The organism is Bradyrhizobium sp. T-1 (assembly GCF_053592855.1).
Genome location: NZ_CM132115.1, coordinates 4,538,339 through 4,564,188, shown reverse-complemented (window position 1 = coordinate 4,564,188; position 25,850 = coordinate 4,538,339). Strand labels below are relative to the sequence as shown.

At 64.5% G+C, this 25,850-nt stretch carries 23 protein-coding genes; 7 read left to right on the top strand and 16 right to left on the bottom strand.

What is annotated here, in order from left to right; all coding sequences use genetic code 11:
• Nucleotides 1-2 precede the first annotated feature (2 nt).
• Nucleotides 3-1,931 carry a glycosyltransferase gene (locus ACWAT4_RS22190; protein WP_449728069.1) on the bottom strand — a complete coding sequence of 643 codons (1,929 nt, stop codon included), beginning with the start codon at nt 1,929-1,931 and terminating at the stop codon, nt 3-5.
• A gap of 7 nt (nt 1,932-1,938) precedes the next feature.
• Nucleotides 1,939-2,103, bottom strand: coding sequence for a hypothetical protein (locus ACWAT4_RS22185; protein WP_212299645.1), 165 nt, complete (start codon nt 2,101-2,103; stop codon nt 1,939-1,941).
• Nucleotides 2,104-2,230: 127 nt separating this feature from the next.
• Between ACWAT4_RS22185 and ACWAT4_RS22180 the strand changes: the two genes are divergently transcribed.
• Nucleotides 2,231-3,118, top strand: a complete 888-nt coding sequence (locus ACWAT4_RS22180; RefSeq protein ID WP_449728068.1) for a DUF6502 family protein — start codon at nt 2,231-2,233, stop codon at nt 3,116-3,118.
• On the top strand, nt 3,115-4,302 hold the full coding sequence (locus ACWAT4_RS22175) for a DUF5666 domain-containing protein (RefSeq protein WP_449728067.1): 1,188 nt from the start codon (nt 3,115-3,117) through the stop codon (nt 4,300-4,302). Before ACWAT4_RS22180 ends, ACWAT4_RS22175 begins: the two co-directional genes overlap by 4 nt.
• 8 nt (nt 4,303-4,310) lie before the next feature.
• Here the strand turns inward: ACWAT4_RS22175 and ACWAT4_RS22170 are convergent, their stop codons facing one another.
• From ACWAT4_RS22170 to ACWAT4_RS22145, 6 genes are read right to left on the bottom strand one after another with little or no spacing between them, the layout of a single operon-like run.
• Nucleotides 4,311-5,033: an amino acid ABC transporter ATP-binding protein gene (locus ACWAT4_RS22170; RefSeq protein ID WP_212427763.1), complete on the bottom strand. Its 723-nt coding sequence runs from the start codon at nt 5,031-5,033 to the stop codon at nt 4,311-4,313.
• An 8-nt stretch (nt 5,034-5,041) separates the two neighbouring features.
• The gene (locus ACWAT4_RS22165) at nt 5,042-5,746 is read right to left on the bottom strand and encodes an amino acid ABC transporter permease (RefSeq protein WP_212427762.1); all 705 of its coding nucleotides are present in this window, start codon (nt 5,744-5,746) and stop codon (nt 5,042-5,044) included.
• A complete protein-coding gene (locus tag ACWAT4_RS22160; RefSeq protein WP_212299650.1) occupies nt 5,746-6,444 on the bottom strand; it encodes an amino acid ABC transporter permease in 699 nt (232 codons plus the stop codon). The genes ACWAT4_RS22165 and ACWAT4_RS22160 overlap by 1 nt, the downstream gene beginning before the upstream one ends.
• 48 nt (nt 6,445-6,492) lie before the next feature.
• Nucleotides 6,493-7,308 (bottom strand): ABC transporter substrate-binding protein, encoded by an 816-nt coding sequence (locus tag ACWAT4_RS22155; RefSeq protein ID WP_212299651.1) that lies wholly within the window; start codon nt 7,306-7,308, stop codon nt 6,493-6,495.
• A gap of 26 nt (nt 7,309-7,334) precedes the next feature.
• The gene (locus ACWAT4_RS22150; protein ID WP_212427761.1) at nt 7,335-8,552 is read right to left on the bottom strand and encodes an aspartate transaminase; all 1,218 of its coding nucleotides are present in this window, start codon (nt 8,550-8,552) and stop codon (nt 7,335-7,337) included.
• Entirely contained in the window at nt 8,549-9,223 is a 675-nt protein-coding gene (locus tag ACWAT4_RS22145) for an RraA family protein (RefSeq protein WP_212299653.1), read from the bottom strand. Before ACWAT4_RS22145 ends, ACWAT4_RS22150 begins: the two co-directional genes overlap by 4 nt.
• Before the next feature lie 129 nt (nt 9,224-9,352).
• Between ACWAT4_RS22145 and ACWAT4_RS22140 the strand changes: the two genes are divergently transcribed.
• Nucleotides 9,353-10,279: a LysR family transcriptional regulator gene (locus ACWAT4_RS22140; RefSeq protein ID WP_449728066.1), complete on the top strand. Its 927-nt coding sequence runs from the start codon at nt 9,353-9,355 to the stop codon at nt 10,277-10,279.
• On the opposite strand, the gene ACWAT4_RS22135 is transcribed toward ACWAT4_RS22140, so the two are convergent.
• Nucleotides 10,280-11,647 (bottom strand): M23 family metallopeptidase, encoded by a 1,368-nt coding sequence (locus ACWAT4_RS22135; RefSeq protein WP_449728065.1) that lies wholly within the window; start codon nt 11,645-11,647, stop codon nt 10,280-10,282.
• Between the two features lie 111 nt (nt 11,648-11,758).
• The gene (locus ACWAT4_RS22130; RefSeq protein WP_449728064.1) at nt 11,759-12,460 is read right to left on the bottom strand and encodes a peroxiredoxin; all 702 of its coding nucleotides are present in this window, start codon (nt 12,458-12,460) and stop codon (nt 11,759-11,761) included.
• 204 nt (nt 12,461-12,664) lie between these two features.
• On the opposite strand from ACWAT4_RS22130, the gene ACWAT4_RS22125 reads away from it, so the two are divergent.
• Nucleotides 12,665-16,471 (top strand): YhdP family protein, encoded by a 3,807-nt coding sequence (locus ACWAT4_RS22125; protein WP_449731244.1) that lies wholly within the window; start codon nt 12,665-12,667, stop codon nt 16,469-16,471.
• Between the two features lie 230 nt (nt 16,472-16,701).
• Here the strand turns inward: ACWAT4_RS22125 and ACWAT4_RS22120 are convergent, their stop codons facing one another.
• From ACWAT4_RS22120 to tyrS, 3 genes are all read right to left on the bottom strand, one after another.
• Complete coding sequence (locus tag ACWAT4_RS22120; protein ID WP_212299657.1) at nt 16,702-17,139, bottom strand: DoxX family protein; 438 nt, start codon at nt 17,137-17,139, stop codon at nt 16,702-16,704.
• A gap of 220 nt (nt 17,140-17,359) precedes the next feature.
• Nucleotides 17,360-18,616 carry an MFS transporter gene (locus tag ACWAT4_RS22115; protein ID WP_212427756.1) on the bottom strand — a complete coding sequence of 419 codons (1,257 nt, stop codon included), beginning with the start codon at nt 18,614-18,616 and terminating at the stop codon, nt 17,360-17,362.
• A gap of 56 nt (nt 18,617-18,672) precedes the next feature.
• Nucleotides 18,673-19,926 carry a tyrosine--tRNA ligase gene (gene tyrS, locus ACWAT4_RS22110; protein ID WP_449728063.1) on the bottom strand — a complete coding sequence of 418 codons (1,254 nt, stop codon included), beginning with the start codon at nt 19,924-19,926 and terminating at the stop codon, nt 18,673-18,675.
• A gap of 165 nt (nt 19,927-20,091) precedes the next feature.
• On the opposite strand from tyrS, the gene ACWAT4_RS22105 reads away from it, so the two are divergent.
• Together ACWAT4_RS22105 and ACWAT4_RS22100 are read left to right on the top strand one after the other, a co-directional pair.
• On the top strand, nt 20,092-21,195 hold the full coding sequence (locus ACWAT4_RS22105; protein WP_449728062.1) for an anhydro-N-acetylmuramic acid kinase: 1,104 nt from the start codon (nt 20,092-20,094) through the stop codon (nt 21,193-21,195).
• A gap of 112 nt (nt 21,196-21,307) precedes the next feature.
• Entirely contained in the window at nt 21,308-22,003 is a 696-nt protein-coding gene (locus tag ACWAT4_RS22100; protein WP_212443581.1) for a glutathione S-transferase family protein, read from the top strand.
• Between the two features lie 125 nt (nt 22,004-22,128).
• On the opposite strand, the gene ACWAT4_RS22095 is transcribed toward ACWAT4_RS22100, so the two are convergent.
• The 3 genes from ACWAT4_RS22095 to ACWAT4_RS22085 form a co-directional block, all read right to left on the bottom strand.
• Entirely contained in the window at nt 22,129-22,641 is a 513-nt protein-coding gene (locus ACWAT4_RS22095; RefSeq protein ID WP_449728061.1) for a DUF1697 domain-containing protein, read from the bottom strand.
• A 7-nt stretch (nt 22,642-22,648) separates the two neighbouring features.
• A complete protein-coding gene (locus tag ACWAT4_RS22090; RefSeq protein ID WP_014495555.1) occupies nt 22,649-23,296 on the bottom strand; it encodes an alpha/beta hydrolase in 648 nt (215 codons plus the stop codon).
• Between the two features lie 350 nt (nt 23,297-23,646).
• On the bottom strand, nt 23,647-24,468 hold the full coding sequence (locus ACWAT4_RS22085; RefSeq protein ID WP_449728060.1) for a LytTR family DNA-binding domain-containing protein: 822 nt from the start codon (nt 24,466-24,468) through the stop codon (nt 23,647-23,649).
• Nucleotides 24,469-24,641: 173 nt separating this feature from the next.
• Here ACWAT4_RS22085 and ACWAT4_RS22080 point away from each other — a divergent pair, with 173 nt between their 5' ends.
• A complete protein-coding gene (locus ACWAT4_RS22080) occupies nt 24,642-25,832 on the top strand; it encodes an acyltransferase family protein (protein ID WP_449728059.1) in 1,191 nt (396 codons plus the stop codon).
• Nucleotides 25,833-25,850: the final 18 nt, after the last annotated feature.

The following is a 25,850-nucleotide window of genomic DNA, read 5'->3' as shown; positions in this document are numbered from 1 at the left end:
GGTCAGATCCAGAAGGCGGCTTTACGCAAGTGGACCAGGGTCAGCACGCTCGCACAGAGCAACAGCGCCAGCGCGACCAGGACATAGATGATGCTGGTCGCATCGACATGGCCGCCGGCCAGCGGCTCGCGCCACACCGCGAACAGATGCGTCAGCGGATTGAGCCGCATCACGGTCGAGCGATGATTGACCATGTCGGCGGACCAGATCACGGGCGAGGCGAGGAAGGCGAGCATCAAGGTGGACTCGATGATCGGCTTGAGGTCGCGATACCGGGTTGCCAGCGCGCCGAGCACGAGGCTCAGTGCGAAGGTGCAGATGACGAAAAGCGACAGGCCGGGCAGCGCTGTGAGCGCGCCGGAGAGATCGTGCGGCGTGAGCAGCAGCCAGAGCGCGAGCGGGACGCAGGCGTTATGCAGCGCGAACAACCCCTGGCGGAACGTGCATTGCAGCAGGAAGATCACCGGCGGCAGCGCCCGGTCGCGGATCAGGCTTGCGGAGTTCTGGAGCGCGGTGGTTGCGTCGAGCACGACGCTGTTGAGGAAGGTCCATGCCGTCATCGAGAGCGCCAGCATCGGCAGCCGCGCCAGCATGTCGGCATTCGACATTTGCCCGATCACCGAGCCGAGCACCGCGACCACGATCGCCATCTGCAGCGACATCCAGAAGGGGCCCAAGAGCGAGCGCACATAGCGGTGGCGCATATCGGACCAGGCGAGCGCGGCGGCGATCCGGATGCTGTCGAACCAGCTGGTCTCCTCCGGTTGATCATCCGCGGGCGCCGGCTTGTCGCAAGGCGCCGCGACCGCCGAGCGATAGACCGATTCCATGCCTTCCCTGAAAGCCGTGGCGGAGTAACGGCTCACAGCGCGGGTCCGGGCGGATAGCCCCATGCGGCGGCGGCGCTCGGGATCGCTGATCAGAGCGTCGATGGCCGCGCCAAGCGCTTCAGCTTCGCCCGGCGGCACGGTGATCGCCTCCATGCCATGTCGGGCGACACGGGGCACCGCCGTGTCGAGGGCGGTGTTCACCACGGGCCGGCCGGCGGCCATGGCCTCGAGCTGGGAGAGGCCGAAGGTCTCGGCATTGGTGACGGATGGCATCACGAAGACGTCGGCAAGGCACATCAGCTTGATGCGCTCGCAGTCATTGACGGAGCCGAGCAGGCGGACGCGCTCACCGAGGCCAAGCTCGGCGATCAGCTGCTCGAGCCGGGCCCGCTCGGCGCCCTCGCCGATGATCCAGACCTCGAACTTGCGATTGACCGCCGCGCGGATCAGCACGTCATACCCCTTGTAGGGTACCAGCCGGCCGCAGGCGAGCACGAGGCGACCGCGATCGTTGACGTGGTGGGGTTCGATCTTCGGCCAGTCATAGACACTGGTGTCGATGCCGAACGGAACGACATGGCATTTGTCTTCGAATTCGCGCAGCAACGGCGTCGCCTCGATCAGCACGCGGTCGGAGACGATGATCGCCTTGGCCCGACACAGCGTCTGGCGCATCAGCGGCTCGACGAACCAGCGCAGGCCCGCATGGGTGACGATGTCGGCATGCCAGTGCACCACCAGCGGCCGGTTGCGGCCGAAGCCGAGGGCGAAAACGAGGTCGGCGAGCGGGAAGGGCGCATGCAGCGCCAGCAGATCGTGCTCGGCGATCTTCTGCCATAGCCGCCAAGGGTAGGCGGGCGCCGCCGGCAGCGACAGCACATTGCCGAACGAGCGGACGCGCTCGACCGGCACGTCGTTGACGATGATCTCGCCTTTCTCGGCCGATTGCGAGCAGGTCAGCACGGCCGAGGCGAAGGCGTCCTTCAGGCTGGCGCAGATGTCACGGATCACCGTCAGCGTCCCGCCGAACAGGTCGGGATAGTAGATCTTGAAGATGTGCAGCACCGACGGGCGGCGCGGGGGAGAACTGGTGTGATGCATGGTGGCGTCAGCCCGCGAGCAGCGCTGCAACGAACGGTGCTGATAGCACCGAGATGAAGATCACGCCGCGCAGCAGCGCCGGCAGCATCGGCTCGATCGTGGTGGCCCGGCTCCGATCGGGAAACGGCACAGCACGCGGTGAACTGGAAATGCGGACCAGGCGGTCGGCCATGGGTGTCGTGTCCCTCTACGTCGTGCCCTCAGTGGCGTCTCGTGTACGTGGGAAAATTTACCACGTCAATCTCAAAATGGAAAAATGTGGGATTGTGTCCCACGTATGGCGCGGGTACAATTCAGACATGAATGCCAAGTCCGGGCCCAAAGCGGCGGCGCCAGAGCCGAATGCCGCAGCAAAGCTGCACGCGCCGCTGGCGCGGCTGCTGCGCCCGCTCGTGCGGCTCTGTATCCGCAGCGGCATGACGTTTCCGGCGCTGGCGCAATTGCTCCGCGAGCTTTTCGTCAACGTCGCCGAGCATGATTTCGCGCTGGAGGGCAAAGAGCAGACCGACAGCCGCGTCAGCCTGCTCACCGGCATCCACCGCAAGGAGGTGGCGCGGTTGCGCGGCGCCGGCGCGCCGGTCCACGAAACGCCGGCGGCGCTGTCGCTGACGAGCGCGGTGATCGCGCGCTGGCTCGCCGCGCCTGAATTCACCGATGCGAGGGGCGAGCCGCTGGCATTGCCGCGCACCGCCGAGGGCGATGCGCCGTCATTCGAGCAACTCGTTGCCTCCGTCACCAAGGATGTGCGCCCGCGTGCGGTGCTCGACGAATGGATCGACCGCAAGCTCGTCACCATCAACGCGGCCGACGAGATCGAATTGGTCGAGGCGGCCTTCGTTCCGAGCGGCGCGGACGACAGCAAATGGCACTATCTCGGCCGCAATCTGCACGACCACATCGCGGCTGCCGCCGAGAACGTGTCGGGGCTGGCACCGCGCTTCCTCGAACGCGCGGTCCATTACAACAACATCTCGCCGAAGCTGGCCAAACGCCTCGAGGCGCGTTCGCGCGAGCTCGCGATGGACGCGCTGAAGACCGCCAATCGCGAGGCCAATCGCGCGCTCGCCAAGGACAAAGGCGGCGACGCCCGCTGGAATTTCGGCATCTACATCTACAGCGAAGACGCCGATGAGCAGAGCGAGAAGGATGCGAGTAAGGACGGCGGCAAGGAGGGCAGCTCCTCATGAGCCGGCCGCCGCTGATCTCACGCCGTTTGCTGCTGACCGGGTTCTGGCTCGCCGGAACCGAGATCGCGCGTGCGCAGGTCAAGCGCGGCACGGATCAGGGCATTGGCGGCACCGGAATCACCCGCGGTGACGATCACGGCATCGGCGGCACCGGCATCGTCGGCGTAATCCAGCGTTTCGGCAGCATCTACGTCAACGGCGAGCGCGTCACCTATGCGAGCGATGTGCCGGTGCGTATCGACGGCGAGGCGGCGAGCCCGAAGGCGCTGCGCATCGGCCAGCTCGCGCGCGTGGTCGCGACGCGGCAGGCCGACGGCACGCTCGTGACCCGCAACATCGCGATTGCGAGCGAGGTCTCCGGCCCGATCGAGCAGGTGAAGGGCAACGAGCTGACGGTACTCGGCCAGAAGATCGTGGCCGGCAGCAAGGACAGCAAGCTTCGCGCGGGCGCGCAGGTGGCCGTCTATGGATTGCGCCGGACCGACGGTGTGATCGTCGCGAGCCTGGTCGAGCCGCGCAAGGACACCGCTGAGCGCGTCACGGGTCTGGTCGAGCGCGGGCCTGACGGCCTGCATATCGGCGGACTGAAGCTGAACGGCGTCGATCCCTTGCTGGTCGGCCAGCGCGTCCAGATCGAGGGCAGCACGAGCCAGGGCAGGATGCAGGCTGCACACACGCGCATCGACGATTTCTCGGATCTCGTTGGCGCGAGCCGCCTCTCGATCGAGGCCTATGTGCAGCGTGCGGGCTCCAGCCTGCAGCTGGGCTCGGGGCTTGTCGCGCGCGACAGTTCGCGCTTTGGGCCGGCGGCGGGCGAAGCGCGCATGGTCGTCAACGGTGTGTTCGATCGCTCGCGTGGCTTGCAAGTCGAGTCGACGCAGGCGATCAGCCCAGCGCCGGGCGCTCCGCAGCCCGGCGGCGGCAATCCCGGCCGGTCGCCCGGTGGTTCGATCATGCATCCGGATCGCGGCACGCCAAGCCCGGGCAACAGTCAGCCCGGCGCGCCGGGAGCGCCCGGATCCGGTCCCGCTGGCAGTCCCGGTCCCGCGCCGTCGGGGCCAAGCGGCCCGTCAGGTCCGGGCGGTTTTGGCGCGCCCGGTGGAGGTCCGATGGGGCCGGGTGGCGGAATGGGTGGTGGCGGTTTCGGCGGTCCTGGAGGCGGGATGGGCGGCGGCCGGCGCTAAATGACGCCTTAGTGCACTTTCGCGAGAAAGGAGCGCAACCGCTCGTGACCGGGACGATCAAGGACCTCGGCCGGCGGACCGCTCTCGACGATTTGACCCTTGTCCAGAAACCAGACGGTGTCTGCGACCTCACGGGCGAATCCGACCTCGTGCGTGACGACAACCATCGTCATGCCGTTCTGCGCAAGCGTCCTCATCACCCGCAGCACCTCGCCCACCATCTCCGGATCGAGCGCGCTGGTCGGCTCGTCGAACAGCATGACGTCCGGATCCATCGCCAGCGCGCGTGCAATCGCAACGCGTTGCCGCTGGCCGCCGGACAGGCGCGACGGCAGGGCGTCGGCCTTGTCTGCCAGCCCGACGCGGTCGAGCTCGGTCATCGCGCGCTCTCTAGCCAAAGGCTTGGACATTTTCCGCAGGCGCTCCAGCCCCAGCGTAATGTTGCCGAGCGCGGTGAGATGCGGAAACAGGTTGAACGCCTGGAACACGAATCCGACGCGCTGGCGCAAACGGTTGATATCGACGCCACGCCCGGCGAGATCGACACCCTCGAATAGCACTTTCCCGCCTTGAATCGCTTCGAGGCGCGTCACCGTGCGGATGAGCGTGGATTTGCCGGAGCCGGATGAACCCAGCAGCGTGACGACCTCGCCGCGCTTCACGTCGCCGGTCACGCCAGCCAGCACCTGCTGCTGACCAAACCATTTCTCCACGGCCTCGAAGCGGATCATTTCTGCCCTCACGCCGTCTGGACGCCGAGCCCACCACGCTCAGCTGCCAGCCGTCGCTCCAGCCAGCGCGCCGCCGATGTCAGGGTGAAGCAAAGCGTGAAATAGGTCAGCGCCAGCAGGCCGTAGACCTCGAACGGTTGCGTCATGAGCTGGTTGTTGACCTGGCTCGCCGCAAAGGTCACCTCGTTGGCGCTGATGACATAGCCGAGCGAGGTCTCCTTGATGGTGGAGACGAACTGGCTGACCAGGCTCGGCATCATGTTGTGCAGGACTTGCGGCAGGATGACCTTGAAGGTGGTCGGAAAATAGCCGAGGCCAAGGGCCTTTGCCGCCTCAGTCTGGCCTTTTGGCAGGCCTTCGATTCCGGCACGGATGATCTCCGACAGATAGCTCGCTTCGTAGACGACAAGCGCGAAGAGCAGCGTTTCGACGCCTCCGACCGTACGTCCGGTCAACAGCGGCAGCGCGAAATAGGTCCAGAAGATGAACATGATCAGCGGCAAGCCGCGCACAATGTAGACCACGGCGGTTGCCGGTCCGCGGAGCCAGCCATGCGAGCTGAGACGCGCCAGCGCGAGCGCGACTGCGACCGGAAAGCTGAGAGATAGTCCGACAACCGCGAGGAACAGCGTCATGGCGAGGCCGCCAACGGGGCCATGCGGGTATTGCCCGATCAGGAACAGAAGCCAGTTGTTCTCGAGGATCTCCAGCATCAGCGCAACTCGAGCTTCAGCCGCCGGTTGGCGAAGGCGCCGAGCGCCATGATCCCAAAGGAGATCGCAAGATAAATGATGGTCGCGACCGCAAACGCTTCGAACGTCTTGAACGTGTAGCTGTCGACCTCGCGCGTGCGATAGGTAAGCTCACCGACGCCGATCGCCATGGCGAGGCTGGTGTTCTTGAACAGGAGCAGGGTCTGGTTGATCAGCGGCGGAATCACGATGCGCAGCGCCTGCGGCAGGATCACGTAGCTCATCGCTTGGAGATAGTTGAACCCGATCGAGCGCGCCGCCTCATATTGCGTCTTCGGGATCGAACGAATTCCGCTGCGCAGATCCTCGGTGATATAGGCCGCGCTGGCGAGGCCGAGCGCCACCATGGCGAGCAGAAACTCGCTGTGGTGGCTGTTGACCCACATGCGGATGGCGCGCGGCAGAAGTTGCGGGACGCCGAAATACCAGACCAGGATCTGGACCAGCAGCGGAACGTTGCGATGATATTCGACGTAAGCCGCGACCAGCCATTCGAGCGGCCTGAACGGAAGCATACGGACCAGCGTCAGGATGATCCCGATCGTCATCCCGAGCAGCCAGGCCGCGACCGTCAGCGCGATCGTCGTCGCCAGTCCCCAGATGAACCAGTCCAGATATTGGCCGGTCAGGACTGCGGCCGGGTCGAAGACATAGCCCATCGTTAAGTCATGCTCTCCCGATGCTCGGTTTCGCGCGGCGGCGAGGGATCAGCCCTTGATCTCCTCGATCTTGAAATCGAGCTTCATGCCATAGACGGTATCGGGGCCAAACCATTTGGCAAAAATCTTGCCGGCCTCTCCGGACGCATCCAGCCCGGTCAGCACCTTGTTGACGTGGTCCTTGAAGGCGGCCTCACCCTTGCGGACGCCGAGTCCCCACGGCTCGACAAAGACCGACTTTTCGACGATCGACATCGGCGCGGAGGCCTGGGCCTGCTTGCGCAGCTTCACCAGGATCAGCTCCGAAGCACAGAAGCCGTCGACCTTTCCCTGAACGACCGCAAGGAAGGCCGAGGACGAATCCTGAAACGTCACGGTTTCTGCCGTTGGTATGACGCGCCTGACGCCCTGTTCCGAAGACGATCCCTTGAGCGCGCTGACCCGCTTGCCCGATAGCTGCTCCAAGGTGGCGATACCGGAATCGGCGGATACAAGCACCTTCTGCTCGCTGACGAAGTACGAGTAGCTGTAGTCGATCTGCTGCGCGCGCTCCTTGGTCCAGCCGAGATTGGCGGCGAGGATGTCGACCCGACCCTGCAACAGCTCGGGGATGCGGGCCTCGACCGCCATCGGCTTGAGCTCGAGCGCGACGCCGAGGGACTCTGCGACCTTGCGGCACATGTCGACGTCGTATCCGACGATCTCCCGCGTCTTCGGGTCCTGGAAGCTGAACGGCTCGGCCGTGCCGAGCGTCCCGCAGACCAGCTTGCCGCGGGCCTTCACGTCAGCGAGCTCGTCGGCCTTGGCCACGTTGACAACGCCGGCAAGGATCAGGAGTCCGGCGGCGACCTCTAGTAATCTCATGGCTCTTCTCCTTTGTCCTTCAGCGGTTAGCGCAACGCCGCACAGCATCGCGCGAGCCGAGTGCAGGCTTCCTCGATCTTGGGCAACGAAGTTGCGATCGACATGCGCAGATAGGATGGCATGCCGTAGGCCGTTCCATCGATCACTGCAACGCCGGCGGCATCGAGAAAGTGCATCACGACATCCAGATCCGACTTCAGGACCTTGCCCTCGGGCGTGGTCTTCCCGATCAGGCCGGCGCAAGACGGAAACACGTAGAAGGCACCATCGGGCGCAAGGCAAGACAGGCCGGGAATGTCGTTGAGCATGGCGACGGCACGATCGCGGCGACGGCGATACATCTCGCGGGCCTCCGCGACGAAGCCCTGATCGCCTTCGAGCGCGGCGGTCGCTGCGGCCTGGCTGATGGCCGACGTGCAGGACGTCGACTGCGACTGGATCGTGTTCATGGCTGCGATGAGTTGCGCGGGCCCGGCGCCATAGCCGAGGCGGAAGCCGGTCATGGCGTAGGTCTTGGAGACGCCGTTGACCAGCAAGGTCCGCTCCGTCAAGCGCGGCTCGATGGCGACGATGCACGGCGTTGCGCCACCGTCGAAACGGATGTGCTCGTAGATGTCATCGGTCATGACAGCGACATGGGGGTGGCGCAGCAGCACTTCGCTCAGCGCAGCCAACTCGGCGGCGGAATAGAACGCACCGGTGGGATTGCACGGGGAGTTCAGGATGAGCCAGCGCGTCTTGGCGGTGATCGCTTGGGCGAGGGCCTCGGCTGACAGCTTGAATCCGGAGTTCTCGCCGCAGCTCACGATCACAGGCGTCCCGTCACAGGCTTCGACCATGTCGGGATAGGAGACCCAATAGGGCGCGGGGATGATCACCTCATCGCCGGCGCCGAGGGTGGCGGCGAGCGCGTTGTAGATGACCTGCTTGGCGCCGCCGCCGACGGAGATCTCGTTCATGGCGTAGCGAGCGCCGTTCTCGCGCGAGAGCTTTGCGATGATCGCCTTGCGCAGCGCTGGCGTTCCATTGACCGGCGTGTAGCGCGTCTCTCCCGCTTCGAGCGCGGCAGCGGCCGCTGCGCGGATGTGCTTCGGGGTGTCCAGATCCGGCTCGCCGGCGGTGAGATCGATGACGTCACGTCCCTCGGCCTGGAGCTGGCGGACCAGGTCCCGTGCGACCATGCTCGGCGACGGCTTGATCCGTTGAACCCTCGGGGCGAGGGCGATGGCAGCCGTGCGGCTCATGAGGCGGCTCCCTGGGCGGGCGCGGGTCCGGTGCCGATGTAGGAATTGTCGAGACGGCCCTCGCGGATGGCGGCCAGCGCGCCGGCTTCGCGCGCCTCCTGCTGTTTGACCCGCGCGAGCAGCTCTGCTGCAACCGATCGGTCGAAGGCGACAACGCCGTCTTCGTCGCCGAGGATGACGTCGCCCGGCATCACCACCATGCCATCGATCGAAACGGGCACGTTGATCTCGCCGGGACCTGATTTGTAGGGACCGCGATGCGTGACACCGCGTGCGAAGCAGGGAAAGCCGGCTTCCGCGAACGCGCCGACGTCGCGGACGGCGCCGTCGATGACGAAGCCGGCAACCCCCATCGCCTTGGCGCGCGTCATCATGATCTCGCCGACCAGTGCCTGGTTGAGATCACCGCCGCCATCGACCACGAGCACGTCGCCCGGTCGCAGCAGCTCATAGGCCTTGTGCAGCATGAAATTGTCGCCGGCGCGCGTCTTGACGGTGATCGCGGTGCCGATCAGGCGGGCGCTGCCATGGAGCGGCCGAAGCGCGCGCGTGCCGTGCAGCCGATTCATGTTGTCAGAGACAATCGCGACTTGCGCGGCGGCAAAGTCGGCGATGGTCGCGGGCGGGACGGAGGGCGGCGAGGGAAGCAGTCGATGGCCGGGCAGGAGCATGAGCAAAACCGAAGGGCTGTGCGCGGGAGCGCAGATGTTCCGCGAAGCCTGCCCCGCGGTAGACTTGAAGAAAAGTGAATATTTTTCTAGGTATATGATCGCTTTTTTCGATTTATGGGTGTCGCGACCATGGTGAGCCTGACGTTGAAGCAGGTCGAAGCCTTCTACTGGATTGCCGAATTGGGCGGCGTGGTTGACGCCGCGGAGCGGCTGAACCTGGCGCAATCGACCATCTCCAAGCGCATCGCCGAGTTGGAAGCCGCGGTCGGGAGCGCGCTGTTCGATCGCAACGGTCGAACGATCAGCCTGACGCGCAGCGGTGAAAACCTGATCGAACTCGCAGCAGAGCTGTTGGAGCTCGAGGCGCGCATGCGTCAGGTCGCAGCGGGACCATTGGCGTTCAGTGGCGCGTTCCGGTTCGGCGTCACCGAGCTGGTAGCGCTGACCTGGCTGCCGAAGCTAATCGTGGCCATGAAGGAGGCCTATCCGGCGGTCATTCCGGAGCCCGAAGTCGAATCCAGCGTCGTGCTGCTCGATAAGCTCGCCGATCGTCGGCTGGATCTCGTCATTGGTCTTGATCCGCCGGCCAGTGCCGATTTCAACGCGCTGCCGCTCGACAGCGTCACGCTGCAATGGATGTCGGCGCCCGGCGTCGGCCCCAAGGCTGACGCGGCCGCGCTCGACGAGATCGCGCGATACCCGATCCTCACTCAGGGCGAAGGATCGGGCTTACAGAAGCTTGTTCTGGATTGGCTGGGCGCGAGCGGTATCAAGCTCAACCGCGTCGTCAAGTGCAACAGTCTCAGCGTGCTCTCGGCGCTGGCCGTGGCCGGGCTCGGCATCACCTTCCTGACCGAGCAGTATTTCCGGCATGAGATCGAGATCGGTCTCTTGCGCACGATTAGGACTTCGCCACCCATCCCGCAGATCAGGTACTTTGCCGTGACGCGGACCGACTTCGTCGATCCGCTGGCCGGGCAGATCGCGCGGATTGCGCGTGAATGCTGCGATTTCTCGCTTCGAGGCCTGTCGGCGCGTCGCGTCCGACAGCGCTAGCTAACCCGCGCTGAGGCGTACGCCGGCGCGCAAGAACTTCTGCGGGTCGACGGCTTCGCCATCGATGCGGGTCTCATAGTGCAGATGCGGGCCGGTCGAACGTCCCGTCGATCCGACGAGGCCGATGACCTGGCCGATCTTCACGATTTCTCCGACCTTGACGTTGATCTCGGAGAGATGGCCGTAGCGGGTCGACAGCCCATTGCCGTGATCGACCTCGACCATGCGGCCGTAACCACCGGACCAGCCGGCCGAGATCACTTTGCCGTTGGCCGTGACGCGCGCGGGATCGCCGGTCGCGGCACGGAAGTCGAGACCGGTATGCATCGCCGGCCGGCCGAGGAAGGGATCGCTGCGCACGCCGAAGCCCGAGGTGAATTCGACCTCGCCGATGACGGGCTTGCGATAGGGCACCTGCGCCAGGGTGCGGTTGAGCCGGTCCATCTCGGCGCGGGTGATATTGATACGATAGAGCTGCTTCTCGAACGAGCCTGCATTGGCGGTGAGCTTCACCGGCACGAACGGGCCGCCCATCGCGGCACGCGGCACGGCGGCTTCGAGACTGGCGATGTTCAGGCCGAGGTCGCTGACCACGCCGCGCATCCGCCGCATCCGCGAATCCATGCCCTCCTCGACGGCGTTGAGCGCCGCTACCTGGCGGCGCTCGACCTGGTCGAGCGAGGTCGTGAGCCGAACCAGGACATTGTCAAACCCCTGGTTCTTGGCAAATTGGTTGGCTGGCGGCGCCATCACCGCCGGCGCGCGTGATTCGAGCCGCGCTTCGCGATCGGGCGGCGCCACGAAAATCACGGTGTCGCTGATCGGCGACGGTTTGGGCGTACCTTGCGTCGTCGTCTGGCTGGCGTCGCCGCGCTGCGGCGTCGCGCGTGGAATCGATCCGGTGACATCAGGCATGGCGCCGAGCGCCGTGGCCCGGGACTCCAGCGCCGTCTGGCGCTTCATGATCTGATCGAGCTTCTGGTCGAACTGCTCCTGGTCGAGCAGTTGGCGGCTGGTGGTGCGGTCGACCTTGGCGCGCAGTTCGGCGATGCGGTCTTCATAGGCGTATTGCATCTCGGCCTGGCGAGCGATCAGCCGGGTCAGGACGTCGTCGCGGAAGGCGAAATAGGTGGCGGTCGCCGCCGACCACAGCCCGAGCAAGACGACGGTGCCGACGACGATCCAGAACACCACCGGTCCCAAGCGAACCTGCTTGCCGTGATGCAGGATGGTGTAGGCGTCATCGGTGTCGGCGAGGGGGATGGCGACTGCCGCCGCAGCTGTGGCCGGACGGCGATGAAAGGCACGCCCGTGGTCGTGGGGATGATGTTGGGGGGACTGCGAATATTGGGCAGAACTTTTCGACATCGGCACTCCCGCGCCGGTCGGAACGGTTCCTTGCGGCCTAATTGCCGCGGCAATCTGGGCTGGTCATGGTTAATTTTCCGGAAACGGGAACGCTCGATTTTAACGCGCTGGTTAAAGACCTCTTGCCGCTGTCAGCACCTCATCGGCATGTCCGTCGACCCGGACATTGCGCCAGACCTTGGCCACTTTGCCGTCGGCGCCGATTAATACGGTGGTGCGAAGAACCCCGAGGAAGCTCTTGCCATACATGGACTTTTCGCCCCAGGCCCCATAGGCCTCCAGCATCTCGTGCTGCTCATCCGAGATCAGGGGGATACCGAGGCTGTGCTTGTCACGAAACTTCTCCTGGGCCTTTAACGGATCGGCCGAGATGCCCAGCACGGCGGTGCCGGCAGAGGCGAAAGCGTCGTTGAGCCGGGTGAAGTCGATCGCCTCGCGGGTGCAGCCCGGCGTGTCGGCGCGGGGATAGAAGAACAGCACCAGCTTCCGGCCGGCGTAATCCGCGGAGGCGGCGACATTGCCGCCGTCGCGGGGCAGGCGGAACGCCGGGGCCTTCTGGCCCTCGACCAGAGCGGATTTGGCGCCGGAGGCCGCAGCGGCGGGCTCAGATGCCTTTTCAGAAGATTTTAACCGTTTCGATGCGGCCTTATGCGATGCTGCCTTTGGGCCCGCTTTGCCTGATTTGCTTGCCGACGCCGGCTGTGTTTTGGCGCCACGTGTTTGAGTCGCGGCCCGTGTTTTGAGGGGCTTGCTTTTTGCTGTTGAACTGCCGGAGGGCGTTTTGGACGATTTCTTTCGGGATTTCTTGGACATACGCCTTCCTTTCGTCGCTTTCGGCGGGTCAACCGAAGCGGTATTGCAGCTCTCGTCCGGCAAGCCGGATTCGCGCCCTCGGCTGGGCAAGTTTGGCGGCGCCGGAGTATGGTTACAAGGAATTCCACGCACCACCCCACTGCTCGTTGAACGCGCTCCCGGGGCGAAATGACGAACAGCAGGAACATTCGAGGCATGGCGGCAATGCCGGCGCGGGGAGCATCGATTCCCGCCGACGGCTGCAGTCCCGGCGGCGCTTCATCCTACGATGGGCGCCTGTATCGAGAGGCAATGGCTAGGAATACGTCGCCCCAGGATCACAATCGGGACTTCGATCGGCACGGCGGTCATGACGCGCAGCCGGAATGGGACGAGGCCGACTGGGATCAAGACCAGGAAGAGGAGGCGGGGCATCGCGCACGCCGCCTGTTGTCGCGTTCCAACTCGCGCTTCCGTGTCGGTGACGGCATCTCGGCCTTTCGGCGGGTGCTTCCGAGCGGTCGCTGGCTTCGCCGGATGTCCGTCGTCATCGGTGCCCTGATCGTCATCTTCGTCGGCTGCTTTGGCGCGCTGTGGTGGCGGCTGGGCGCCGGCCCCATCAATCTCGACATGGCAACACCCTGGCTCGCCGCCGCGATCGAGGACAATATCGGCCACGGCAACACCGTAGAGGTCGGCGGCACACAAATCGAGCGCGCCGGGCGTATCAGGATTGCTGTGCGCATCCGCGACATCATCGTTCGCGACCATGACCATGCCATTGTTGCCAGCGCACCGAAGGCTGAGGTGCGGCTGTCGGGGGTCGCACTTCTCACCGGGCATCTGCGTGCCGAAAGCCTCAACCTCGTCGATGCCGAGCTTGCCATCCGGATTGCACCTGACGGGACTGTCACGGTGTCCGCCGGCGATACGGCGAAACCGCTGGCAACCGGCGTCGCATCCAAGAAGGAAGCAGGCCTGCCGCCGACATTCCCGCGGAACGGCGTGCCGCCGCCGCCTTTCGGGATGGCGCCTGCGACCCCGGACGCGTCTCAGGCAGCACCCCAAGCCGTCGCGCAGAGTGGAATCCTTCAGGGCCTCGACTGGCTCGATAGCCTGAGCATGACCGGCCTCGACGGCCAGAACCTCAACGAGATCGGTCTCAAGAACGGCAATCTGATCGTTGACGACCAGCAGCGCGGCAGCAAATGGGCGTTTGAGAACATCACGCTCAGCCTGCGCCGGCCGAGCCAGGGTGGCGTCACGCTCAGCCTCGGCGAGGAGGGAGCGCATCCGTGGTCGTTGCGCGCCACGATCGGGCCAGCCGAGAATGGCGTGCGTTCGGTCGATATCCGTGCCGACAAGGTCTCCACTTCCAACATCCTGCTCGCACTGCGCGTGAAGGATCTCACCTATACGGCCGATCTGCCTCTGACCGGCGAGCTCAAGGGCGAGCTTGGCCGCGACGGTGTTCCGACGTTCTTCCGGGGCAAGATCGCGGTCGGCGCGGGCAACATCATCGACACCGACACGCCTGATTATCCAATGGCGATCGACCAGGCCGAGATCAATGTCGAGTGGGATGCGGGACGGCGGGTGCTGGTCGCGCCTTTCAAGATCCTCTCGGGCGCGAACCGTCTGACGCTGCTGGCGCATCTCGAGCCTCCCAACGGCACCGTCAACGACTGGCAACTCGGCTTCAGCGGCGGCTCGATCCTGCTGGGCGGCATCGACAACGAGCCGCCGCTCGTCTTCAACCGCATTGCGATCGGCTTCCGCTTCGACACCGACCACAAGCGCATGCTGCTGACGCAGGCCGATATCAGCAATGGCGAGATCGGCGTCGCCGGCACCGGCGCGATCGACTATTCCGGCGAGCCGCGCCTGACGCTCGGCTTTGCGGGAACGCCGATGTCGGCCTCCGCGCTGAAGCGGATGTGGCCGACACTGGTGGTGCCGGAGTTGCGCCAATGGGTGATCGAGCGGATCGAGCGCGGCACGCTCCAGCGCATCGAGGTCGGGATCAATTCGCCGACCAGGAACCTTCCGCGCAAGGGGCCGCCGATCCCCGATGACGGCCTGTCGGTCAACATCGTCGCGAGCGGCGTCGCGGTTCGCCCCGTGGACGGCATGCCGGTGGTGCACGACGCCGACCTCAAGGCGCACGTGACCGGACGCACCGCCACCGTGACTATCGGGCAGGGCATTGCCGACACGCCCGCGGGCCGCAAGATCACGATCTCCGACTTCACCTTCGAGGTGCCGGACATGGCGCCGAAGCCGTCACCGTCGCGGACCCGCTTCCGCGTCGAGGGCCCGGTGCCGGCGGCGGCCGAGATGCTCTCCAATGATCGGCTCAGCGATCTGTCGTCGACCGTCGTCGATCCCAACACCAGCAAGGGCACGTTCACGGCCAACATCCAGCTCGGCCTGCCGGTCAAAGGCGAACTGACCAAGTCGGATACGGTCTACGCCGTCACCGCCGATCTCAACGGCTTTGCCGCCGACAAGCTGGTGATGAACCAGAAGCTCGAGGCCAACAATCTCAAGATCGTCGCCAACAACCAGGGCTATCAGGTCAAGGGCGACGTCAAGATCAACGGGCAGGCGGCCTCGCTCGACTATCGCAAGGCGACCGATGGCGACGCGGACGTCAAGCTGCAGACGACGCTGGATGATGCCGGCCGTGCACGACTGGGCTTCGATCTCAGTCCGGCCGTGAGCGGGTCGGTGCCGGTCAAGGTGTCCGGCAAGATTGCCGGCGGCCCCGAGCAGACGACGAAGCTCGGCATCGAGGCCGACCTGACCTCGGTCAAGCTCGACAACATCCTTCCCGGCTGGGTCAAGCTGCCGGGGAAGTCGAGCAAAGCGACGTTCAAGGTGGTGCCGACGGCGCAATCGACGCGGCTCGAGGACATCGTCATCGAAGGCGGCGGTGCCTCGATCAAAGGCTCGCTGGAAGTCGATCCGAACGGCGACCTCATGAATGCGAACTTCCCGACCTATTCGCCGTCCGACGGTGACAAGACGTCGTTGAAGGTGGAGCGCGGCCAGGACGGCGTGGTCCGCGGCACGATGCGCGGCGACGTGTTCGACGGCCGCGGTTTCCTGAAGTCGGCGATCTCAGGGAATTCCAAGGACGACAGCAAGAGCAAGCTCAAGAACGTCGATTTCGACATCGACGTGAAGCTCGGCACGGTCGCCGGATTCAATGGCGAGACGATGCGCAGCGTCGACGCCAAGATGTCGAAGCGCAGCGGGGCCATCAAGGCGTTCTCGCTCAGCGGCAGGATCGGCCAGAACACCCCGGTGGCGGCCGATCTGCGCGGCGGACGGGCGCAGGGCAGCCGCGAGGTGATCTACCTCCAGACCAACGATGCTGGATCGCTGCTGAAGTTCACCGACACCTATACCAAGGCGGTCGGCGGCCAGATGGTGGTGGCGATGGAGCCGCCAACGTCGGAGCCGAACACGGCGCGCGAAGGTCTCATCAACGTGCGCGACTTCACGGTGAAGGGCGAAGCGCAACTCGAGCGCGTTGCGGCCGGCGCGCCGAACGGCACGCCAGGCGGAACCGGTGTCTCCTTCAGCGCGTTGCGCGCGGAGTTCACCCGGCAGAATGGCGCGCTGACGATCCGCGACGGCGTGGTCAAGGGACCGATGATCGGCGCCACCATCGAGGGCTCGATCGACTATCCCGGCAATCAGGTGTGCATGAGCGGCACCTTCGTGCCGATGTACGGCGTCAACAACATCTTTGGCCAGATTCCGTTGTTCGGCATCTTTCTCGGCGGTGGCGACAAGGAAGGATTGATCGGCGTCACCTACGAGGTCGTCGGCACGCCGGCGGCGCCGGTGATGCGCGTCAATCCGATCTCGGCGATGGCGCCGGGCCTGTTCCGCAAGATCTTCGAGTTCAATACCGGCAAGCAGAACACGCCGATCGACGAGCTGCCGTCGTCGCAGTCCAGCGACAGCTCGACGGGATCGGCAAGGCCGCTTTCGAGCGGCTGCGGCCTCGCACGGCGTTAGCCGCGAAGCTACGATTGCACCGTGTTGGCGTGCGCTGAAAAATCGATCTTGGAATTTGTTGGGTGAGGGAGGCTGACGGGACCCGCAATGAACCGATTCGTTCACCGTCTCGTCATGTCCTTACTGCTCGTAGCGGCCCTCGTCCTGATCTGGAACGTGCTGGGGTCGCGCTAAATCGGCGCCGGCAAATCGCCGGCGCCGTCTCACGAAGTGTTGGTCCGTTGAGCGCGTCAGCGCCGTGCGAAGGCGCCGCCCGACGCCTCGCTTTCCTTGCCCAGCAGGGCGTCGACGCTGACCGAGCCGCCGCCTGCTGCCGAGATGTAGAGGCAGGCGAAGCAGAACAGGATCGCGGCGGTGCCGCCATTGAGCAGCGGCAGGAACACCGGCGTGCCGGTCTTGAGCATGTGGCCCATGAAGTAGGCGAAGGCCATTTCACCCGACAGGATGAAGGCCGTGAGGCGGGTGAACAGGCCGAGCATCAGCGCCGCACCGAGCACCAGCTCGAGCGTGCCGGCCGCATAGATCAGCGGCGGGATGTCCGCGAAGTAGGGGAGCACCGGGAACTTGAACAGCTTGGCTACGCCATACTGGAACAGCAGCAGGCCGGTGATGAAGCGAAACAGGCTCAAGAGAACCGGCTGAAAGCGAGTGAGATAAGGAAAGTTCATTGGTTTGTGCCCTCCATCCAATGCTGCGACTAGGACCGCATTCGGTTCCGCCCTGCAAGCTGCGCCAGGTCAATTTGCGCTGACATTTTTGTCATGTCGGACAAAACACCGCAGGCTGTGATTTCAGCCGCGTACCATTCGCATTTTCTGAGCGTATACGCGTCACGGCCGCCCGTAGTTCCCCGGTGACACGAATGAGATCAGGTTACCCCTGGGATACCTAGCGCCGTAAGGCGGGCACGATCAGGAACGGAATCATCCCGAGCACCACGCTCGCAAGCGCGAAAACGAGCAGTGCGTTGTAGCCGTGGGTCGCGTCATGGATCAGGCCGCCGCTCCAGGACCCGAACGCAGAGCCGAGGCCACTGCCGATCGAGATGGTGCCGTAGATGGTGCCGACCCGCTTGCCCCGAAAGATCTTCATGGCGGTTGCCGTGATCAGCGGCCCGCGCGAGCCCATCATGCTGCCGAAGCAGACGACGAAGCCGGTGAGCAGGATGAGGTTCGGGGAGTACTGCAACAGCCAGAGCAGGGCGATGCCGAGGATCGAGATCGCGTAGCTCAGCAGCACCGATGGCCTGCGTCCGATCAGCCCGTCGAGCGCCGAGACCCCTAACATGCCGAACACCAGAACCACGCCGGAAAAGCCCCAGGCGGTTGCGGCCTGGAGAGGCGGAAAGCCTGCATCGATCAGATAGGCGACGATCTGGGCCGCGATCGCATACATGCCGACGGCGGTGAAGAAGAAGGTCGAGAACAGCGCCCAGAAGGCGTGGTGGCGCATTGCGCTGAGAAGTGTCCAGCCGTCATCGATGAAATCCGGATCGGTCTTCTTCACCACGTGTGGCGAGCCTGCTGCAAAGAGCCGCCACGGCAGCAGCATGAGCGGCACCAGCAGGCCCAAAGCGGCGAAGCCGAACATCTGATAGGTCTGGCGCCAGCCGAGATGATCGATCAGAAGCTGCGAAGCCGGCAGCAGCGCCAGCACGCCGCCGCCCATCGCCGAGTAAACCACCGCCATTGCGGTCGGCAGCTTTGGGCCGAACCAGCGGCCGAGCAGGATCGAGTTCGGCACGTTGCCGATGAAGGCCACGCCGATGCCGACGCACAGCCCGATCGAAAGTTGAAATTGCCAGAGTGCTTTCGCATGGCCTGCGATCAGAAACGCCGAGCCGAGCAGCAACAGGCCGAGCGCATAGACGATGCGCGGTCCGGAATGATCGAACAGCCGTCCGACCAGCGGTGCGGTCAGCCCGCTGATCAACCACGTCAGCGAATAGATCGAGACGACTTGCGCGCGGTCCCAACCGAAGGTCTCAGCGATGGGCTTGAGGAAAACGGTGAAGCTTTCACTCAGGCCGCGGCCGAGCACTGCCAGCGTGAAGCACAGCGCGAGCACGACGAGCGCGGTGCGCACCGCGCCTTGCTGCGGGCTTTCGCGTTCCGTAGCCGTTTCCTTGGGCGTCTTCTGATCCATTGCCTGTCAGGGAGCGCGCTTCGGCACGCCCTGACAAGCATCAAAAGCTCATACGCCTATGCAGGTCGGATGAGGACGTGCTTCTTCTTGCCGAAGGACAGCTTGATCACACCTTCCGGCGTCAGATTGGCCGCCGACAGTGCCATCTTCTCGTCGGCGACCGGCTCGTCGTTGATGCGCAGGCCGCCGCCCTTGATCTGGCGGCGCGCCTCGCCATTGGAGGCGACGAGGCCCGCCTTGACGAAGGCGTTGAGCACGCCGAGCCCGGCCTCCAGCTCGCCGCGCGGAATTTCCACCGTCGGCAGGCTTTCGGCGAGCGCGCCTTCCTCGAAGGTGCGGCGCGCGGTTTCGGCCGCTTCGTTGGCTGCGTCGCGGCCATGCAGCAGCGCGGTCGCTTCCGTTGCGAGCACCTTCTTGGCCTCGTTGATCTCCGAGCCGCCGAGCGTTTCGAGCTTCTTGATCTCGTTCAGCGGCAGGGTCGTGAACAGCTTCAGGAATTTGCCGACGTCGGCGTCCTCGGTGTTGCGCCAGTACTGCCAGAAATCATAGGGCGAGAACTGGTCGGCATTGAGCCACACCGCGCCTTGCGCCGTCTTGCCCATCTTGGCGCCCGAGGCGGTCGTCAGCAGCGGCGTCGTCAGCGCGAACAGCTGATGCGTGCCCATGCGGCGGCCGAGATCGACACCCATGATGATGTTGCCCCACTGGTCCGAGCCGCCCATCTGCAAATGGCAGCCGGTCCGCTTGGCCAGTTCGACGAAGTCGTAGGCCTGGCAGATCATGTAGTTGAACTCGATGAAGCTCATCTCCTGCTCGCGCTCGAGGCGCAGGCGCACGGAGTCCATGGTCAGCATGCGGTTGACCGAGAAATGCCGGCCGACGTCGCGCAGCATCTCGATCCAGTTGAGCTTGGTCAGCCACTCCGCATTGTCCAGCATGACAGCGTCGCTCTTGCCGTCGCCATAGCGCAGCACTTTTGCGAACACGCCACGGATCGAGGCCTTGTTTGCCTCGATCTCGGCGACGGTGCGGATCGCGCGCGTCTCGTCCTTGCCGGAGGGATCGCCGACCATGGTGGTGCCGCCGCCCATCAGCGTGATCGGCTTGTTGCCGGACTGCTGAAACCAGTGCAGCAGCATCATGGTCAGGTAGTTGCCGATGTGCAGCGAGGGAGCGGTACAGTCGTAGCCGACATAGGCGATCGCCTCGCCCTTGGCGGCGAGGGCGTCCAGCCCCTCGAAATCGGAGCATTGGTGGATGAATCCACGTTCCTGCAGGGTGTTGAGGAAATCCGATTTAAATGCAGTCATCTGTCGGCGTGCCTGACAATTCTTGGTTTACTGTTTTGGGAGCAATTTAAGGGTCTTTCGTGGGAACTCGATTGCTGCCCGCCACTTGGCGCTGTGGCATTATAAGATGTACCCCTCTGGCACAAGATCGGCATGCCGGAGGTAGGGTTTTGAGGACGCTGATCCATGATGTTGACGGCACTCGGTTTGATGAGCGGCACCTCGCTGGACGGGGTGGACGTCGCGCTCATCGAAACCGACGGAAAGCAGGTGAAAGCATTCGGACCGTCCGGTTACCGGCCCTATAGCCCGGCGGAGCGCAGTCTGCTGCGCCAGGCGTTGTCCGAGGCTGTGCATCTGTCGCAACGCGACGCCCGGCCGGGGATTTTGGCCGCGGCCGAGCGCGCGGTGACACTGGCGCATGCCGAGGCGGTCGCCGCTTTCGTCGCCCAGAACCGGATGAAGCCTGAGGAGATCGACATCGTCGGCTTTCACGGCCAGACCGTGCTGCACCGGCCTGAGCGGCGGCTGACGGTGCAGATCGGCGATGCGCCGGCGCTGGCCCGGGCCATCCATATCCCTGTCATGCACGATTTCCGCGCCGCCGACGTCGAGGCCGGCGGGCAGGGCGCGCCCCTCGTGCCGGTCTACCACCGCGCGCTCGCCAATTCGCTGGCGCGCGAAGGACCGATCGTCGTGGTCAACATCGGCGGCGTCTCCAACATCACCTATATCGACGAAAACGATACGCTGATCGCCTGCGATACCGGTCCGGGCAACGCGCTGCTCGACGATTTCATGTACCGCACCATGAACCAGGCGTTCGATACCGAAGGGAAATTCGCAGCCCTCGGCAAGGCCGACGAGGCCTGGATCGCAAAGGCGCTGGAGCTGCCGTTCTTCGCTCTTCCGCCGCCGAAATCGCTCGACCGCAACGACTTTGCGGCCTTGAGGCTTGGCGACGTCGCGCCGGCCGATGGCGCTGCGACGCTCACCGCCTTCACTGCGGCTGCGATCGCGCGCATCGTCCCCTTGCTGCCGCGACGGCCGCGAAGCTGGATCGTCTGCGGCGGCGGCGCGCGCAACCTTACCATGATGCGGATGCTGCGGGAGCGCGTCGGCTCGGCCACGGTCGAGGCCGCGGAAACGCTGGGTTGGGCCTCCGATGCGATCGAGGCGCAGGCCTTCGGCTTCCTTGCCGCCCGCGGCCTGAAGGGCCTGCCGCTGTCCTATCCGGCCACCACAGGCGTGCCGATGCCGATGACGGGCGGGGTGATCGCGAGGCCCTAAGAAGGACTGCCCAAAGGTCACGGTCGATTAATGCAAACGCATTGATCTTGACAGATAAATGCAAATGCATCTATCTTAGATGCGACTGCATCTAACCGCCGGGATCATGGCCATGACTGCTTCACGCGGAACGCCCGCTTCATTGAAACTGATCAGCCACAAGCTTTGCCCCTACGTGCAGCGCGCGGTGATCGCGCTGAAGGAGAAGGGCGTTCCGTTCGAGCGGATCGATATCGATCTCGCGAGCAAGCCCGACTGGTTCTTAAAGCTTTCGCCGCTCGGCAAGGTGCCGGTGCTGGTGGTGACGACGGAGCAGGGCGAGGTCGCGCTGTTCGAGAGCAATGTGATCTGCGAATACATCGAGGAGACGCAAGGCGGCGCGAAGCTGCATCCGGCGGATGCGTTGAAGCGCGCCGAGCACCGTGCCTGGATGGAGTTCGGCTCGGCGATCCTTGGCGATCTCTGGGGCTTGGAGACCACGACGGATCCGGGGACGTTCGAGAGCAAGCGCCAGGCACTTGCGGCAAAATTCGCGCGCGTGGAAGCGGCGCTCGGCGCCGGACCTTATTTCGCAGGCGAGGCGTTCAGCCTGGTCGATGCGGTGTTTGCACCGGTCTTCCGCTATTTCGATCTGTTCGACGAGCTGACCGATCACGGCATTTTCCGCGATCTGCCGAAGGTCCGTGCCTGGCGCGCGGAGCTCACGAAACGTCCGAGCGTCCGCACCGCAGTCGGCGCAGACTATGTGCAATTGCTGCGCGCCTTCCTCGTGCGGCACGACGCGCATTTGCTCAAGCTCGCGGCCTGACGGAATTCTTTTAGGGGGAAAGCTTCCGGCGTCGCTCGAAGAGCGATGCGGAAGCGTGCCCACCGCGCCTGCTGCAATGGTGGAGAGATGGTGGGCACGCTGCGCTTTGCCCATCCTGCCAGCCACTAGAGTTCCGCGGCCATTTTCGCCAGCGTCGCGATCGTGTTCATGTTGCGCGCCGTGCCAAGCTTGGCAGCGGGAATCGCGAGTTTTGACGTTCCCATACCGTCGCCGTAATGCACGTAGATCTCGCGGCGGCCGAGCTTGACCTCTTCGTTCTTCTGACCGCGAATTCCGGCGAGCGTATCCGCAGGCGGCGCCTTGTCGAGGAAGATCGCGACCGTGCGGTTGGGCGCCATCTTGGGAAATGGATTGTCGGCGAAAACCCGCGCCATCTCCGCAGCGCTGCGCACGAGCACACCGACCGGCGCGCCGGCGTAGGTGTGCAAACGCTTTTCCAGCGCGGCCTTGACTGCGGATTCCGATTTGCGGCTGGTGAAGACCACATTGCCGCTGGCGATGTAGGTGCGCACGGCGCCAAAGCCGAGCTCTTCGCACATCGCCTTGAGCTCGGTCATCGGCAGCTTGCCGGTGCCTCCGACATTGACCGCGCGCAGCAGAGCTACAAACGCGGCCATGTCATTCTTACCGCACGTTGGCGAGACGCATGTCCAGATACGCCGTGATGGTTTCCATCAGCGGCTCGAGCTTGGCGTCGAAGAAGTGGTTGGCGCCTGGAATGACCTGCTGGTCGATCACGATGCCCTTCTGCGTCTTCAGCTTCTCGACAAGCGTGTTGACGTCCTTCGGCGGCACCACCGCGTCCTTCTCGCCATGCACGATCAGGCCCGACGACGGGCAGGGCGCAAGGAACGAGAAGTCGTAGAGATTGGCCGGCGGCGCAATCGAGATGAAGCCTTCGACCTCGGGACGGCGCATCAAGAGCTGCATGCCGATCCAGGCACCGAAGGAGAAGCCGGCGACCCAGCAGGCGCGCGCTTCGGGATTGATGGTCTGTGCCCAGTCGAGGGCTGCCGCCGCGTCCGACAGTTCGCCGGTGCCGTGGTCGAATGAGCCCTGGCTGCGGCCGACGCCGCGGAAGTTGAAGCGCAGCACCGAGAAGCCGCGATGCGCAAAGGCGTAGTAGCACTGGTACACGATCTGATGGTTCATCGTGCCGTGAAACTGCGGATGCGGATGCAGGATCATCGCGATCGGCGCGTTCTTCTGCTTGGCCGGGTGATAGCGGCCTTCGAGACGGCCGGCGGGGCCGGTGAAAATAACTTCAGGCATCGATGATCTCTTGATTGATGTGCTGGAGAGCTGGTCCTTGGCAATCAATCGATTGTGGCCTCATCGGCAGGTGCCGACGAAAGCGCGAATGGAAGGATGAGAAGGCGTGCGCCTCGCGGTGATGCGCGATCGGCGCGCGGTGACTTGACGGCCGCGTTCTAACATAGGCTGCGGGGCAAAAAGCAAGCATCTTCGGCATCTATCAATGAGCTCAAGTGCTTAGCCGGCCATCCCGGTGTCACGCCAAGTGCGGCTGGAATTGAACGAGGTGTTGGCCAGCCTCGCATTTGAGGCGGCAACTGATTGGAATCACGGTCGTTTATCGACCGTCGGGCACTCCCGCGAGCGATTCACGCCGGTGCTGTGCGGCCTCCGAGCGCGGCGACAGCGGGCCGATAGCGGCGGCTGCCGCCCAGCGTCTTGCCATTGTCGAATGTGAGCTCGAAATCCCCCGACGGCTTGAAGTCCACGCCGCTGACCCGGTCGAGATTGGCAAGTCTCGTCCGGTGAACGCGCACGATGGCAAAGCGGGCGAGCTCGCTTTCAGTCGCAGCGAGCGTCCCGCGGATCAGGTGCTGGGTGCCGTTTGCAAGGCTGTATTCGATGTAGTTGCCGGCAGAGGCGACCCACAGGATGTCGCGCGGCGCGACGCGAATGCGGCTGGTGCCATCCCGGAGCCAGACCAAATCGGGAGACGGTTGCTCCTGCAGGGCGGCTGGCATGGACAGGGCTTGTTGTGCGGCCCTGCGCAGCTCGCGACGGCTTTCGAGCAGCCAGAGCGTGGCCCCGATCAGCAATGCGGTCACCGCATCCTTGCGGAACTCATAAAGGACTGACGCCAGCGAGAAATGGAAGTCGTAGGCACTGCCCGCGAGCCAGAGCGTGAGTTTCCGCAAGGCCACCATGCCGGCGATGTGAAGGGCCGAGAAGCCGAGCAGGGCGGCCACACCCATCCCGGTCCGCGCCGCCAGGCCCGGCGTCTGGCGCATGTGCCGGACCGCCAGCATCAGGATCGGCACCAACGCCAGGATAACGATGATGCTCGTCATCTCCCAGAAGAGGCGCCGGCCGATATCGGCGCTGTCGCCGCGCCAGGCAGCGTCCTGCGCGCCGGAGAGCGCGTTGACGATGCCGATGGCGAGCGCAATGGCGGCCATCGCCGCGAACATCATCCAATCGCCACTGATCCCGCGGGACCAACCGCTCGTCCCTGATGGCGACACCTCATCCCCTGGCGCTCGGTTCTGATCCCAAACCGTCTCGACGGGCTCCGTTTCGGGGGCATTTTGGCCGTCAGCCATGGCTCGAAAACCGCATTTGCCGAGCCGTCAAGGAGCAGAGAACCATGTCAACACCGCAGCAAGCATCAAACCCGGAACGACGCGTCGATCTGGACTGGGTGCGGATTTTAGCCTTTGGGCTCCTGATCTTCTACCACGTCGGCATGCTCTACGTGTCCTGGGGATTTCACATCAAGAGCGAGCACCGGCTCACCTGGCTCGAGCCCGTGATGCTGGTGCTCAATCCCTGGCGGCTGTCGCTGCTGTTCCTGGTCTCCGGGGTTGCCAGCCGTTTCATGCTGAGGAAGGTCCGCCTCGCCGCGTTCGTCCGCGCGCGGTCGATGCGGCTGCTGATACCGCTGATCTTCGGCATGCTCGTGATCGTGCCGCCGCAATCCTATCTCCAGATCGTCGAGAGCCTCGGCTATCCGGCAGGTTTCGCCGACTACTATCTCCACCATTATCTGGCGTTCAGCGCGCAGTTTTGTCCGAACCCCTGCATCGTGCAGCCGACCTGGAACCATCTCTGGTTCGTGGTCTATCTCTGGGTCTATACGATGGCCCTGGCTGGCGTGCTGTCCCTGTGGCCGACGGCCGCAGATCGGATTGGTGACAAGTTGGCGGCCGCGCTTACAGGCCCGTGGCTGCTGCTTCCGTGCCTGCTGTTTGCCGCCTGGCGGCTGTTTCTGTCACCGATCTTTCCATCGACGCATGCGCTGTTCGGCGACTGGTACAACCACGCGGACTACGCGACCGCATTCCTGATCGGTTTCCTGCTCGCGCGCCAAGATCGTGTCTGGCATGACATCGAGCGGCAACGGTGGGTGGCGCTGGCGCTTGGTGCCGCTTGCTTCACCGCCTTCATCCTCATTTATGCCGGCTGGTTCCCGCGGTCGCTGATGCTGCGATGGTTCGCCGGCTCGGTCTATGGCTGCTATCAGTGGATCGCGATGGTGGCCGTTCTCGGCTTTGCACGACGCCATTTGACGGCCGATGGTCCGGTGCGCCGCTATCTGACCGATGCGATCTTCCCCTATTACATCGTGCATCAGACCGCGATCATCGTGATCGCGCACGCGCTGCGGGACAGCGGACTGTCTGCTGGAAGCGAGGCCGCCATCGTGATCGCGGGCACCGCGCTCACCTGTCTGGTCAGTTACGAAGTCGCGCGGCGCATTGGCTGGCTGCGTCCGCTGTTCGGGCTGCGGATGGAACCCCGTTCAACCGCCGGAATCGCGCGGCAACAGCCAGCCTGATGCGCTTCCAATTGGCGT

Excerpts from the sequence above, each read along its gene's own strand:
- ACWAT4_RS22145 (WP_212299653.1), bottom strand. The coding sequence starts at position 9,223 with ATGCTCCTGCCCGGCCATCGACTGCTTCCCTCGCCGCCCTCCGTCCCG.
- ACWAT4_RS22135 (WP_449728065.1), bottom strand. The coding sequence starts at position 11,647 with ATGTCGAAAAGTTCTGCCCAATATTCGCAGTCCCCCCAACATCATCCC.
- ACWAT4_RS22170 (WP_212427763.1), bottom strand. The coding sequence starts at position 5,033 with ATGATCCGCTTCGAGGCCGTGGAGAAATGGTTTGGTCAGCAGCAGGTG.
- ACWAT4_RS22095 (WP_449728061.1), bottom strand. The coding sequence starts at position 22,641 with ATGGCCGCGTTTGTAGCTCTGCTGCGCGCGGTCAATGTCGGAGGCACC.
- ACWAT4_RS22100 (WP_212443581.1), top strand. The coding sequence starts at position 21,308 with ATGACTGCTTCACGCGGAACGCCCGCTTCATTGAAACTGATCAGCCAC.
- ACWAT4_RS22085 (WP_449728060.1), bottom strand. The coding sequence starts at position 24,468 with ATGATGTTCGCGGCGATGGCCGCCATTGCGCTCGCCATCGGCATCGTC.
- ACWAT4_RS22120 (WP_212299657.1), bottom strand. The coding sequence starts at position 17,139 with ATGAACTTTCCTTATCTCACTCGCTTTCAGCCGGTTCTCTTGAGCCTG.
- ACWAT4_RS22160 (WP_212299650.1), bottom strand. The coding sequence starts at position 6,444 with ATGGGCTATGTCTTCGACCCGGCCGCAGTCCTGACCGGCCAATATCTG.
- ACWAT4_RS22140 (WP_449728066.1), top strand. The coding sequence starts at position 9,353 with ATGGTGAGCCTGACGTTGAAGCAGGTCGAAGCCTTCTACTGGATTGCC.
- ACWAT4_RS22115 (WP_212427756.1), bottom strand. The coding sequence starts at position 18,616 with ATGGATCAGAAGACGCCCAAGGAAACGGCTACGGAACGCGAAAGCCCG.
- ACWAT4_RS22105 (WP_449728062.1), top strand. The coding sequence starts at position 20,092 with ATGATGTTGACGGCACTCGGTTTGATGAGCGGCACCTCGCTGGACGGG.
- ACWAT4_RS22130 (WP_449728064.1), bottom strand. The coding sequence starts at position 12,460 with ATGTCCAAGAAATCCCGAAAGAAATCGTCCAAAACGCCCTCCGGCAGT.
- ACWAT4_RS22125 (WP_449731244.1), top strand. The coding sequence starts at position 12,665 with ATGCCGGCGCGGGGAGCATCGATTCCCGCCGACGGCTGCAGTCCCGGC.
- ACWAT4_RS22190 (WP_449728069.1), bottom strand. The coding sequence starts at position 1,931 with ATGCATCACACCAGTTCTCCCCCGCGCCGCCCGTCGGTGCTGCACATC.
- ACWAT4_RS22175 (WP_449728067.1), top strand. The coding sequence starts at position 3,115 with ATGAGCCGGCCGCCGCTGATCTCACGCCGTTTGCTGCTGACCGGGTTC.
- ACWAT4_RS22165 (WP_212427762.1), bottom strand. The coding sequence starts at position 5,746 with ATGCTGGAGATCCTCGAGAACAACTGGCTTCTGTTCCTGATCGGGCAA.
- tyrS (WP_449728063.1), bottom strand. The coding sequence starts at position 19,926 with ATGACTGCATTTAAATCGGATTTCCTCAACACCCTGCAGGAACGTGGA.
- ACWAT4_RS22185 (WP_212299645.1), bottom strand. The coding sequence starts at position 2,103 with ATGGCCGACCGCCTGGTCCGCATTTCCAGTTCACCGCGTGCTGTGCCG.
- ACWAT4_RS22150 (WP_212427761.1), bottom strand. The coding sequence starts at position 8,552 with ATGAGCCGCACGGCTGCCATCGCCCTCGCCCCGAGGGTTCAACGGATC.
- ACWAT4_RS22155 (WP_212299651.1), bottom strand. The coding sequence starts at position 7,308 with ATGAGATTACTAGAGGTCGCCGCCGGACTCCTGATCCTTGCCGGCGTT.
- ACWAT4_RS22090 (WP_014495555.1), bottom strand. The coding sequence starts at position 23,296 with ATGCCTGAAGTTATTTTCACCGGCCCCGCCGGCCGTCTCGAAGGCCGC.
- ACWAT4_RS22080 (WP_449728059.1), top strand. The coding sequence starts at position 24,642 with ATGTCAACACCGCAGCAAGCATCAAACCCGGAACGACGCGTCGATCTG.
- ACWAT4_RS22180 (WP_449728068.1), top strand. The coding sequence starts at position 2,231 with ATGAATGCCAAGTCCGGGCCCAAAGCGGCGGCGCCAGAGCCGAATGCC.